At 59.6% G+C, this 12,172-nt stretch carries 14 protein-coding genes; 5 read left to right on the top strand and 9 right to left on the bottom strand.

Features of this window, described 5'->3' with window-relative positions; all coding sequences use genetic code 11:
- Positions 1-212, top strand: a 212-nt coding sequence (locus A3GO_RS26845) for a hypothetical protein (protein WP_211245093.1), incomplete at its 5' end; no start/stop codon positions are given.
- A 123-nt stretch (positions 213-335) separates the two neighbouring features.
- Here A3GO_RS26845 and A3GO_RS0112580 read toward each other — a convergent pair.
- From A3GO_RS0112580 to A3GO_RS23750, 5 genes are all read right to left on the bottom strand, one after another.
- Entirely contained in the window at positions 336-770 is a 435-nt protein-coding gene (locus A3GO_RS0112580; protein WP_029133695.1) for a DUF411 domain-containing protein, read from the bottom strand.
- 32 nt (positions 771-802) lie between these two features.
- Complete coding sequence (gene serB, locus A3GO_RS0112575) at positions 803-2,014, bottom strand: phosphoserine phosphatase SerB (protein WP_029133694.1); 1,212 nt, start codon at positions 2,012-2,014, stop codon at positions 803-805.
- Between the two features lie 123 nt (positions 2,015-2,137).
- Positions 2,138-2,428, bottom strand: coding sequence for a YcgL domain-containing protein (locus A3GO_RS0112570; RefSeq protein WP_037375282.1), 291 nt, complete (start codon positions 2,426-2,428; stop codon positions 2,138-2,140).
- Positions 2,429-2,459: 31 nt separating this feature from the next.
- Entirely contained in the window at positions 2,460-2,726 is a 267-nt protein-coding gene (locus tag A3GO_RS0112565; protein ID WP_029133692.1) for a GIY-YIG nuclease family protein, read from the bottom strand.
- A gap of 29 nt (positions 2,727-2,755) precedes the next feature.
- Positions 2,756-3,868: a PilT/PilU family type 4a pilus ATPase gene (locus A3GO_RS23750; protein WP_051302244.1), complete on the bottom strand. Its 1,113-nt coding sequence runs from the start codon at positions 3,866-3,868 to the stop codon at positions 2,756-2,758.
- A gap of 203 nt (positions 3,869-4,071) precedes the next feature.
- Here A3GO_RS23750 and A3GO_RS0112555 point away from each other — a divergent pair, with 203 nt between their 5' ends.
- The 4 genes from A3GO_RS0112555 to A3GO_RS0112540 all read left to right on the top strand — a co-directional run bounded on the left by A3GO_RS0112555 (position 4,072) and on the right by A3GO_RS0112540 (position 9,983).
- Entirely contained in the window at positions 4,072-4,872 is an 801-nt protein-coding gene (locus tag A3GO_RS0112555; protein ID WP_029133691.1) for an MOSC domain-containing protein, read from the top strand.
- 215 nt (positions 4,873-5,087) lie between these two features.
- Positions 5,088-5,813 (top strand): TetR/AcrR family transcriptional regulator, encoded by a 726-nt coding sequence (locus tag A3GO_RS23745; RefSeq protein ID WP_084610040.1) that lies wholly within the window; start codon positions 5,088-5,090, stop codon positions 5,811-5,813.
- On the top strand, positions 5,806-6,909 hold the full coding sequence (locus tag A3GO_RS0112545; protein WP_029133690.1) for an efflux RND transporter periplasmic adaptor subunit: 1,104 nt from the start codon (positions 5,806-5,808) through the stop codon (positions 6,907-6,909). Before A3GO_RS23745 ends, A3GO_RS0112545 begins: the two co-directional genes overlap by 8 nt.
- A complete protein-coding gene (locus tag A3GO_RS0112540) occupies positions 6,906-9,983 on the top strand; it encodes an efflux RND transporter permease subunit (protein ID WP_029133689.1) in 3,078 nt (1,025 codons plus the stop codon). The genes A3GO_RS0112545 and A3GO_RS0112540 overlap by 4 nt, the downstream gene beginning before the upstream one ends.
- An 18-nt stretch (positions 9,984-10,001) precedes the next feature.
- Here the strand turns inward: A3GO_RS0112540 and A3GO_RS25370 are convergent, their stop codons facing one another.
- The 4 genes from A3GO_RS25370 to A3GO_RS0112520 form a co-directional block, all read right to left on the bottom strand.
- Positions 10,002-10,319, bottom strand: coding sequence for a cupin domain-containing protein (locus A3GO_RS25370; RefSeq protein ID WP_051302242.1), 318 nt, complete (start codon positions 10,317-10,319; stop codon positions 10,002-10,004).
- Positions 10,320-10,375: 56 nt separating this feature from the next.
- Complete coding sequence (locus A3GO_RS0112530; protein ID WP_029133688.1) at positions 10,376-10,645, bottom strand: RNA recognition motif domain-containing protein; 270 nt, start codon at positions 10,643-10,645, stop codon at positions 10,376-10,378.
- Positions 10,646-10,756: 111 nt separating this feature from the next.
- Positions 10,757-11,584: a 23S rRNA (adenine(2030)-N(6))-methyltransferase RlmJ gene (locus A3GO_RS0112525; protein ID WP_029133687.1), complete on the bottom strand. Its 828-nt coding sequence runs from the start codon at positions 11,582-11,584 to the stop codon at positions 10,757-10,759.
- 159 nt (positions 11,585-11,743) lie between these two features.
- On the bottom strand, positions 11,744-12,103 hold the full coding sequence (locus A3GO_RS0112520; RefSeq protein ID WP_029133686.1) for a hypothetical protein: 360 nt from the start codon (positions 12,101-12,103) through the stop codon (positions 11,744-11,746).
- Positions 12,104-12,172: the final 69 nt, after the last annotated feature.

The following is a 12,172-nucleotide window of genomic DNA, read 5'->3' as shown; positions in this document are numbered from 1 at the left end:
CCTCTGGCCCAGTAGTGGGCGCCGGCGCAGGCCTCCATCGCCACACGGCATGGGGGGTGCTGGGCAAAGTGGCTCAGCAGCTGCTTACGACGGAGCTTCTTGCGCCATTACTGCTGACCTGCACTGTTCAGTGCTACCATAAAAAACGTATTCTTTGCCAAATCCAAACCGATTGTCATAAGCTGTTTCATGGCCTTCTCCTCCACCTTTGATGGTTGGTTCTCTTCCATCATGGCGCATCGACGCCAGTACGGGGGGGAGGAGGCTATCTCATCGACCTACGACCTACGCCTACTACGTCTGCCATCCTTTCGTGACGCTACCTGCGCCAGGCTTCAATAGTCGGCATACACCCGGCTGTTGCCCGCGCCATCAAAGGTGAGCACCTGGTAGGGGTCCTTGCGCGCTCCCTCCATGCCGGGCGAACCCATGGGCATGCCGGGCACGGTCAGTCCGGCAACCGCCGGTTTTTCCTGCAGCAGGCGGCGGATATCATTGGCCGGCACGTGTCCCTCGATCACATAGCCGGAGACCTCGGCGGTATGGCAGGAGGCGTGTTGCGGTCTCACCCCGAGTGACTGCTTGACCTGATCCATGCGGGACGTGTCATGGGCCTGCACCTCGAATCCGTTGGCCTTCAAGTGTTTAATCCAGGCGCTGCAGCAGCCGCAGGTGGGCGATTTGTAGACGGTGATGAGTTCCCCCGCCACGACGTTGGTGGCAGCCAGGCCCAGCAGGGTGGTTGCGATCAGTTTTGCTATCGGTTTCATCGGTTTTTTCCAGGTTGTGCTGAAAGAATAGCTCATTTGACCTCGCGGTCACGTACACCGAGCAGATAGAGAATGCCATCGAGTCCCAGGGTGGAGATGGCGTGGCGGGCGTTTTCCCGCACCACCGGCTTGGCGTGGAAAGCGACGCCGAGGCCGGCCAGGCTCAACATCGGCAGGTCATTGGCGCCGTCGCCCACGGCGATCACCTGTTCCAGGCTGATGCCGCGGTCGCGTGCCATCTGCTGCATCAGTTCGGCCTTGCGGGCGCCATTGACGATTTCGCCTTTTACCTCGCCGGTAAGCCTGCCGTTGCGGATATCCAGCTCGTTGGCGGAGAAGAAGTCAACGCCCAGTTTTTCCTGCAGGTGGCGTGCAAAATAGCTGAAACCGCCGGACAGGATGCCAACCTGATAACCCAGCCGCTTCAGGTTGGAGATCAGGCGCTCGGCGCCCTCGGTGATCGGCAGCCGCTCCGCAATCCCCGCCAGGACCGACTCGTCCAGCCCCTTGAGCAGGGCCATGCGGCGGCGAAAACTCTCGTTGAAATCGATCTCTCCCTGCATCGCCGACTCGGTGATGGCGGCCACCGCGTCGCCCACCCCGGCGGCCTTGGCCAGCTCATCGATCACCTCCACCTGGATCAGCGTGGAGTCCATGTCGAATACGATCAGGCGGCGGTTGCGGCGGTACAGGTCGTCCGCCTGGAACGCCACATCCACTGCATCCCGGCTACTGATCTCCAACAGGTCCTGGCGTAACGCACCCAGGTCGGCGGGTTCGCCGCGCACCGTGAATTCAACGCAGGCGCGGCGGTGCGGGTTGGCGCTACGCAGAGAGAAGCGTCCCGACAGCCGGGTGATGCCGTCAATGTTCATGCCGTGACCGGAGACCACCTGGGCCACGTGGGCGATAGTGCTGGCACTCAGTTTGCGGCCCAGCAGGGTGACGATATAGCGCAGCTTGCCCTGGTGGCTGACCCAGGTCTCGTACGCCTCCTCGTCGATCGGGGTAAAGTTGATCTGCAGGCCCAGCTGGTGGGCCTGAAACAGCAGATCCTTGATCACCGGGCCGGACTGGGCCTCGGGCGGGATCTCCAGCAGCATGCCCAGCGACAGGTGATCGTGGATCACCGCCTGTCCCAGATCCAGGATATTGATCCGGTGATCAGCCAGTACCCCGGTGAGGGAGGCGGTCAGGCCTGGGTGATCCTTGCCGGTGACGTTGAGCAGGATGATTTCACGCATGGGTTAAACCTGGAGTTGCTATTGCCTGGGTGCAAAGATTATGAAACAGAAAAACCGGCACTGTATTGGGAAGAGCTTGGCCTGTAGTCGTCGTTGTGAAAGATCTACAACGCCCGGGTCGGGTTAGATAGTCTCGCCGTCGTACAGATCGGGCACCAGGTTGGGCGGCATCTGCAGATGGTAGCCGATGTTGCGCAGGTTGCCGATTACCTTGTTCACATCTTCGCGTGCCAGATGGCGGTCGGGATGCAGCTCCAGCTCCATTACCGGCAGCGGGGTGCCGAAGCGTTTCAGCAGCGCCTCTGGAATGTCCTCAAAGGCGTCCTGGCGGGCGAGATAGAGATACATCTCGTCTTTTTTACTGCTGCGGTAGATCCAGCAGGGTGTCGTGGCATCGTTGGCGGTTTCAGTCATGGCTTAGAGAGCGGGAGGAAAAAACACTATTCTAGCGCGAATTGTCCGGCCGCGCAGAGATCAGGCGGCGCTTCTGGGTCGCGCTCAGCTGTTTAATCTCCCATTCCCGTCGACAGGCGGCCGCGCGGGAGTCTGCGGACTCCTGGTAGGCGAGGGTCAGGGGGCGCCGCACCCGGGTGTATTTGGCGCCTTTCGAGCCGTGATTGTGCTCGTGCAGGCGCCGCTCGAGATCGGTGGTGATGCCGGTGTAGAGGCTGCCGTCTCCGCAGTGGAGGATATAGACCGTCCAGTTTTGCATGCTTGGGCGCCGATCCGTGGCCGCCGGGATCAGAAGAACTCCTCATCAGAGATGGCCATGGCGCCGCCACCCTCCACACTGCCGCTCTCCGAGAGCCGGATCTTGAGTGACAGATTGTTGCGTGAGTCGGCATTGGCCAGGGCCTCTTCCAGGGTCACCTTGCCGTCCTTGTAGAGTTTGTAGAGTGCCTGGTCGAAGGTCTGCATGCCGCGCTCGTTGCCCTGCTCCATGGCCTCCTTGACGGCGTGAATGTCGCCCTTCTGGATCAGCTCGGCCACGAAGGTGGTGAGCAGCATGATCTCCACCGCCGGTACCCGTTTGCCGTCCTTGCTCTTGATCAGGCGCTGCGAGATGACCGCCTTCAAATTCAGCGACAGATCCATGAACAGCTGATGGTGGGCCGAGTCCGGGAAGAAGTTGACAATGCGGTCCAGCGCCTGGTTGGCGTTATTGGCATGCAGGGTGGACAGGCAGAGATGACCGGTCTCGGCGTAGGCAATGGCGTGCTGCATGGTCTGGCGGTCGCGGATCTCGCCGATCAGGATCACATCCGGTGCCTCGCGCATGGCGTTTTTCAACGCTACCTCGTAGGAGAGTGTATCCAGTCCCACCTCGCGCTGGTCCACTACCGACTTTTTGTGTGTATGCAGGAACTCCACCGGGTCTTCAATCGTGAGGATGTGGCCGGTGGCGCTGGCGTTGCGGTGGTCGATCATGGAGGCCAGCGAGGTGGATTTACCCGAGCCGGTGGAGCCCACCACCAGGATCAGACCACGCGGCATCATGATCAGTTCTTTCAGTGACTGCGGCAGATTCAGCTCCTCGATGGTCGGGATATCGCCCTTGATATAGCGAATCACCATCGACACATCACCGCGCTGGCGGAACACGTTGACACGAAAGCGTCCCAGCCCCTTCATGGAGACGGCCAGGTTGCACTCCATGGTGCCCTCAAATTCGGAGATCTGGTCATCACTCATGATCGAATAGGCGAGCTTGCGTACCGCGCCGTGCGCCATCGGGGTGTCACCGATCGGCATGGTGCGTCCCTCCGCCTTCAAATTGGGTGGTGCGCCTGTGCTGAAAAACAGGTCAGAACCGTTTTTCTGAACCATCAGCTTCAGGTAGGGGATGATCTCCATAATTATTTTTCTCCGGCGGGCTGGTTCACAATCAATTCTTGTCCCATTATAGGCGGCAGGTTTGCATGAGAATGAAGGGCGGGTTTCAAGGATATTTGTGAAGCTGATCACGTCAGCCCCTGTGGACAAATTATACCGGTCCGGATAATACGACTATTCCACGCCAATCCGTGCCGATTGCCCGTCAGCCCAAAGGAGAATTCATGAGCCAACTGACCCTCAGCGGACTCTTTTTTTACCCGGTAAAATCCCTGCGGGGTATCTCTTTGGAGCGGGCACCGGTGGATAGCCGGGGCATTCACTATGACCGACACTGGATGGTGGTGGATGGGGCCGGAAAGTTTCTCACCCAGCGCCAGCACCCCCGCATGGCACTGGTCCGCACGGCCCTCACGCCGGGTGGACTGCGTCTGTCGGCGCCCGGTATGCCAGACCTGGATGTGGCTTTCGAGCCGGAAGGGGTGTCTGAAGCGGCAGTCCAGGTGTGGGGGGACCAGTGTCTGGCACGCAGTGCCGGTGAGGCGCCGGCTAGCTGGCTGAGCCACTATCTCGGCATGGATTGCCGGCTGTTCTTTATGCCGGAACAGACCGAGCGACCGGTAGATCCCACCTATGCCGCTCCAGAGGATCGGGTCGGTTTTGCCGATGGCTTCCCGTTTCTGCTTATCTCCCAGGCCTCGCTGGATGATCTCAACCGCCGCCTGGATGAAGCGCTGCCGATGATCCGTTTCCGCCCCAACCTGGTGGTGTCCGGCTGCGAACCCTACGCCGAGGATGGCTGGCGGCGTATCCGCATTGGCAAGGTCATCTTTCGGGTCGCCAAACCCTGTTCCCGCTGTGTTATTCCCACCATCAATCTGGAAACGGGAGAGAAGGGGGTGGAGCCGTTGCGTACCCTCAACCGTTATCGGCGTGAGGGTAACAAGGTCTACTTTGGCCAGAATCTATTGCATGACGGGGCTGGCGAATTGAAGCTCGGCTCGGTGGTGGAAGTGCTGGAGTAGCAGCGCCATCCCGCTGCTGTAGATCATCCTCAAAGGGCTGTGATAGCACCACCCAGACCTCCGCCGCCAACTGTGCCACCCTGGGCAACCGTCATGTCCCTATCCCGCGTGGTTACGGATCCTGTCTTTCGCCGGGCGCAAGTGCGGGGCTTGTAGCGGCCTGAGAAGCGGTCTAGAATACGCCTGACCGACCGGTCAGTTCTTTAGGGATTCCGATGCCACATATTCAATCCAGGCCTGTCCATGCGTGTTCACAGGATGAGGGGCAACTCTCTCCCGGAGGACAGGCGATTCTCGATGTTGCCGCCGGCCTGTTTTCCGAAAAAGGTTATGACGCCACCTCCATGAGTGCGGTGGCGCGCAGTGCCGGAGTGAGCAAGGCTAACGTGTTCCACCATTTTCGCAGCAAGCGTGAACTCTATCTGGAAGTGATTCGTGAAGCCTGCCGTGACAGCAGCGCGGCGTTGCGGCAGGGACGGGTGCAGGGGGGCACGGTAGCCGAGCAACTCTCCTCCTTCTTGTCTCATCATCTGGAAACCCTGCTGCGCCGTGAACAGGTCTCCCGCCTAGTGGTCCGGGAAGTGATGGAGTCCAGCCCCGAGGGCGGCAAGGAGCTGGCCGAACAGGTGTTTTTCGAAGGCTTTACCGAGTTGGTGGAGATCGTGCGTGAAGGTCAGGCGAGCGGGGAGTTTCGCCGTGACCTGGATCCGGCCCTGCTGGCGCACCTGATCATCAGTACCAACGTGTTTTTCTTCCAGAGCCGCAACGTGCTGCGCCATTTTCCGTTTGTTGATTTTGCCGACGATCCGCAGCGTTTCGTGCGTATGGCAGCCGACCTGCTGTTCCATGGTTGCCTGCGAAATCCGCCAGACGAAATGCCCGGCGACGCTACCGGCAACCCGGCCTTACCCGTAATTTCTCAGGAAAAAGTTCATGATTAAACGGCTGATACTTGTTCTTCTATTGTTTGGCGGCGCCGCTGCCGGTGTCGGTTACTGGAAATACCAGAAGTTCCAGCAGATGAATGCGCAACTGACTGCACCGCGCCCTCCGGCCGTCATCGCCTCGGCCCTCGTGCAACAGGAAAACTGGCAGCCGATGCTGCGCGCGGTGGGCAGCCTGCGTGCACAGAGTGGCATCCAGGTGACCAACGAGGTGCCGGGAATTGTCAGTCTGATCGGGTTTGAGTCCGGCCAGGCGGTGGCGGCCGGAGCCGTTCTGCTGCGCCTGGAGGATTCGGTGGAACTGGCCACCCTGGAATCGCTCAAGGCCGACCAGCGCCTGGCCGAGGTGCAGTACCGGCGCACCGCCGAACTGATGCCCAAGCAGGCGGTTTCCAAATCGGAATTCGATATTGCCAAGGCGACGTTTGAGAGTGCCCAGGCCAAGGTGGCGCAACAGCAGGCGACGGTGCAGAAGAAGGTGATCCGATCGCCGTTCGGCGGCATCCTTGGTATCCGCCAGGTCGACCAGGGACAGTTTCTGCCTGCCGGCACGTCGATCGTCAGCCTGCAGGCTCTGGACCCGCTCTACGTGGACTATGCGTTGCCGGAGCGTGAATTCAGCAAAGTCGCCCCGGGCCAGACGGTGCAGCTGAGGGTCGGTGCCTATCCGGACGCCCAGTTCATCGGTAGCGTCAGTGCCATTGATGCCGGTGTCGACGAGGGTAGCCGCTCGATCCGGGTCCGGGCCACGGTACCCAACCGGGACAATCTTCTGCGTCCCGGCATGTTCGCCGAGGTCGAGACCTTGATGCAGCAGGAAAGTGCCGTGCTGACGGTGCCGCGTACCGCCATCAGCTACAACACGTATGGCAATTTTGCCTATGTTATCGATAAAACCGAGAGCGGAGGATTGCGCGTGAAGCGACGCCAGGTCGAGACCGGGGCGGTTCGCGAGGGGCGGGTGGCGGTCACCCGGGGGCTGGAGGCCGGTGAGCAGGTTGTTCGTGCCGGACTGGTCAAGCTGCGTGACGGGCAGTCGGTTACCATTGATGACTCCGTGCAGCTGGACAACGGTAAGGTTGCCGAACAATGAAATTTACCGACATCTTTATCAAGCGCCCGGTCCTGGCGTCCGTGGTCAGTCTGCTGATCCTGATAGTCGGCGTGCGTTCCCTCGGTCTGCTGGAGGTGCGGCAGTATCCGGTCATCGACAGTACCGTAGTCAAGGTGACCACCAACTATCCGGGGGCCAGTTCCGATCTGGTGAAGGGGTTTGTCACGACCCCGCTGCAGCAGGCGATTGCCGAAGCCAATGGTATCGACTATGTGTTTTCCACCAGCAGCCAGGGCAGCTCCGCCATTGAAGTGCATATGGAGCTCAACTACGACGCCAATGCGGCTGTCGCCGAGATCCAGGCCAAGGTAGCCAGTAAACGCAATGTATTGCCGGCGGACGCCCAGGACCCGGTAATCGAGTCCAGTACCGGTGACTCCACTGCCCTGATGTATGTGGCTTTTTACAGCCAGGAGATCTCCCGGGTACAGCTTGCCGACTATGTAGTCCGGGTAGTGCAGCCACAGTTGCAGGCGTTGCCCGGTGTAGCCAAAGCGCGCATGTTTGGTCAGCAGTTTGCGATGCGCATCTGGCTTGATCCGCGGCGCATGGCGGCACTGGGTGTGACTGCCGATGATGTGGCCAACGTGCTGCGGGCCAACAACTACCTGGCCGGCGTGGGATCAACCAAGGGCAAGTACGTGGCGGTGGACCTGACCGCCAGTACCGATATCAACCAGGCGGAGGATTTTGAGCGACTGGTAGTGCGTAGCGGCAACGGTACCCTGGTGCGGCTGGGTGACATTGCACGCACCGAGCTGGGCGCTGAGAACTACGACTCGACCGCCTGGTATAGCGGTATCCCGGCGGTATTCATTGCGGTGGAGCAGGCGCCGGGATCCAACCCGCTGACCGTGGCTGGACTGGTGAATGATGAGGTGCCGAAGATCCGCTCCCAGTTGCCGGAAGGGATGCAGGTAATGATCCCCTATGACGCCAGTACCTTTATCCAGGACTCTATTGATGAGGTCTACGGCACCATTATCGAGGCGGTGGTGATTGTGCTGTTCGTAGTCTACCTGACCCTCGGTTCGTTTCGCGCGGCCGCGGTGCCGGCAGTGGCGGTGCCGCTCTCGCTCATCGGCGGTGCCTTTATTATGCTGCTGCTGGGTTACTCGCTGAACCTGCTGACCCTGCTCTCCATGGTGCTGGCGATCGGCCTGGTGGTGGATGATGCGATTATCGTGGTGGAGAATGTGCACCGCCATATCGAGCGGGGTGAGACGAAATTCCATGCCGCCATTTATGGCGCGCGAGAGATGGCGGTGCCGATTATTGCCATGACCACCACCCTGCTGGCGGTATACGCGCCGATCGGCTTTATGGGTGGATTGGTGGGTACGCTGTTTACCGAGTTTGCCTTCACCCTGACCGGTGCGGTCATTATCTCCGGCATCGTGGCGCTCACCCTCTCTCCGGTGATCTCCGCCCATGTGCTGAAGCCTCACGGCACCCAGGGACGCTTTGAGCAGCGGGTTGAGAAGTTCTTCAACTGGCTCTCCGACGTCTATCGGCGACTGTTACATGGCTCGCTCTCCACCGTGTCGGTGAGCGTTATACTTGCCCTGCTTACCCTGCCGGCCATCTACCTGATGTTCATCACCAGCCAGAATGAGCTGGCACCGACGGAGGATCAGGGCATCCTGTTTTTCCAGGCCAGCGGACCACGCACCGCGACGCTCGATTATCACCGCGCCTATGCGCGGCAGATTCAGGAGGGTTTTACCAAGATTCCCGAATTCAACGATGGCTTCTATATCCTCGGCCGTACCCAGGATACGGTGTTCGGTGGCTTCAAGATGACCTCCATCAGTCAGCGTGAGCGCACCCAGATGGAGGTCCAGCCGGAGGTGCAGGCCACCCTGGACAAGGTGGCGGGTTTCCAGACCGTGGCCTTTCCAAGGCCCAGCCTGCCCGGTTCGTCCGGCGGACTGCCGGTGCAGTTTGTTCTTACCAGCGACCGCACTTATGAAGAGATCGCTGCACTGGCAGACCAGATTATCGGTCGCGGGATGGCCAGTGGCAGTTTTATGTTTCTGAAGAAGTCGGTCGATATAGATCGCCCCGTTACCCGCTTGCTGGTCGACCGGGATCGGGCGGGCGACCTGGGTATCAGCATGTCGGAAATCGGCCGCAATCTGGGCACCATGCTGGGCGGTGGTTATGTCAACTGGTTCAATCTCGATGGCCGCAGCTACAAGGTGATTCCACAGGTCGAGCAGGCCTACCGTCTCAACGAGGCGATGCTGGACGATTACTATATCCGTGCCGACGGCGGGGATCTGGTGCCACTCTCCAGTGTGGTCAGTATGGAGAGCAGTGTCGAGCCCTCAAAACGGACCCAGTTCCAGCAGCTCAACTCAGTGGCGGTGGAAGGGGTGATGTTCCCCGGGGTCAAGCTGGGGGATGCGCTGGCGTTCCTTGAAGCCCAGGCGCAGGAGTTGCTGCCGAAAGGCTACAGTTATGACTATGCCGGCGACTCACGGCAGTTTGCCCAACAGGGCAGTGGCCTGGTGGTCACCTTTTTCCTGTCACTGCTGGTGATCTACCTGGTGCTGGCTGCCCAGTTCGAGAGTTGGCGCGATCCGCTAATCATCCTGATCTCGGTGCCCCTGTCAATTGCCGGTGCGATGCTTTTCATTACCCTGGGCATGGCCTCGGTCAACATTTATACCCAGGTCGGCCTGATTACCCTGATTGGCGTGGTGGCCAAGAACGGCATCCTGATCGTGGAGTTTGCCAATCAATTACAGATCAACGAGGGGCTGTCGAAACGCGAGGCGGTGGAGAAGGCGGCTGCCATCCGTCTGCGGCCGATTCTGATGACTGCCGTTGCCCTGATCGTGGCCATGTTCCCACTGCTGACCGCGAGTGGTCCGGGTGCGGTCAGCCGGTTTGATATCGGCCTGACCATCACTACCGGCCTGGGTATCGGTACCCTCTTTACCCTGTTTGTGTTGCCGGCGTTCTATCTGTTGCTGGCACGGGACCATGCCAAGGCCCAACAGGCGTTGGAGCAGGAGGAGCAGGAGGCGGATGAGCTGGCCGGGTGAACCGTAGCGACTAACCGGTCACGCGCCTGGCTGTCTGGATGATATATCCAGCAGGGTGGCCGGTTCATCGAAGGTTTTCCAGCCGTGCGGTTCGCCCGCGGGTATGAAATAGGTTTGGCTGGGGCTGAGCAGTTTCCGTTCACTGCCGATGAACATCTCGATGCGACCGGCCATGACCACGCCACACTGATCGTATGGATGCAGGTGGCCGCTGTCTTCTTCACCCGCCGCGATCTCCATATAGGCCATAATCAGCTGTTCACCCAGTTCTGCCCGGCTGTTGATGCCGGGGCGAAATGCTTCCAGCTCCAGGGAGTTCAGGTTCCAAAATGCCATCGTTTGCTCCTGGTTATCGAGTTGCTTGATGTCCTGGTCCGCGGCCCGGGGGTTGGCTATGCGTCCGTACGTCCCGGCTTCGCTGGTGGTGTCTCGGCTTTTTTTACCCGCATCCGGTTGCCAGCCACCTCTTGCCCATTCAGGCTCTTCATCGCCGCCTTGGCCTCCCCCGGCTTGGGCATATTAACGAAACCAAAACCCTTTGACTGACCACTCTCCTTATCCAGCACCAGGGTGCAGGACTGTACCTGGCCGTAGGCTTCGAACAGAGCACGGAGCTCAGCCTCGGTGGTGCTGCGGGCGAGGTTGCGTATCAGAAGTTTCATGGGGTCACCGTATAGTCAGAAAGTCGGCTGATTATACCTTCTGTCGTGTCAGGGGAGGTTTTTTTGTATGGGCAAGCTGAAACTGTTCGCTCTAAACATCGCCCCGGCGCATCAGCCGGCCCCGATCTGCTCGATGCGATAAAATCCCCGGTCGGAGGCCAGTTGCCGTTGCAGCGCCGGCAACAGGTCAGCCATCTGCCGGGGCAAGACCCAGGGCGGGTTGATGGCGATCATGCCGCTGGCGGTCATGCCGTGCTCACGGTTGTCTGCTTCCAAGCCCAGCTCAAACTGCCAGATATCCTTCATGTTGCTGGTGCGTAATTGCCTGACCAAGCGGTCGATCCAGTCACGTTGTACCACGGGATACCAGAGTAGGTAGGTGGCATTGGCCATACGCTTGTATCCAGCCAGCAGCGAGTCCACCACGGTTTGGTACTCACGCTTTACCTCATAGGCCGGGTCCATCAGCACCAGGGCCCGCTTTTGTGCGGCCGGTAACTGGGACTTCAGGGCGTGATGTCCATCACTCTGTTCAGCGCGCACACGACGGTCTTTGGCAAACAACCGGGCGAGTTTGGGGTAATCGGTGGGGTGCAGCTCAAATAGCCGCAACTTGTCCTGGTCGCGCAATAAATCGGCAGCAATCAGTGGAGATCCGGGGTAGATGCCCTGTTTGCCGTAGCGTTCTACCAGTCTGCCATAGGGGGCAAAATCCGCCGGCAGTTGCTGTAACTGCAAGGCCCCCGCACCCTGTGCATACTCATTGGTCTTGCGGCTCATGGCGTTGTTGAGCGGATAGCTGCCCGCGCCGGCGTGGGTGTCGATATAGAGCAGTGGCCCCGGTTTCTGCAGCAGATACTCCAGGCTCTTGACCAGCACCAGATGTTTAAAGACATCGGCAAAATTGCCGGCGTGGAAGGCGTGGCGATAACTGAGCATGAAGTTGAACCGGGTGCCGATGAGAGTGGGTCAATGTGCACTGAAAGGGCATTTTGCGCAAGCGAGTCGCGAGCGGGAAAGTCCGCGATGTGAATGGCGCTGTCGTCAATCCAGGTTGCGCCGCGAGCCGGTTATTGCCTCCAGTCAGATTGATCCGGTTCAGAACTGCTCGTTTCGCACCAGCCAATTTCGACTCGGTGTGTGGCCGGCTCCGAGAGCAGCTTTAATAACACTGGTGGTGGCGGCAATCGCCTGCTGGATCGCTTCGCGCTCGGACCCATAGGATGTCCGGGCGGGAGACAAGGGAGCAGTCTGCATAGGTGTGAAGACATGATGGCTCAGTTCAAAATGGAACGGTGTATCCGGAATGGCGGTGCTTTTGTAAATTTTTATCTTCAGCTCTGGATGAAACAGGGCGTGCCCCAGATTCAGCAATAACTTTACTTCGCGAATTAAAACAGCGGATTCCATCACCTCGCTGTTTTCTTTCAGAACCCAGACTACGTCATCAACGGACATCTTTACTCTCCTGATCGGATGCGCCCTGTCACCAGGCTGACCGGTGGCTTTGTGAAGCGCCTTTCCAGC

The organism is Sedimenticola selenatireducens DSM 17993 (genome assembly GCF_000428045.1).
In the GTDB taxonomy this organism is placed as follows: domain Bacteria; phylum Pseudomonadota; class Gammaproteobacteria; order Chromatiales; family Chromatiaceae; genus Sedimenticola; species Sedimenticola selenatireducens.
Note: the sequence above shows the minus strand (reverse complement) of the source record. Positions and strands in the feature narration are given on the sequence as shown.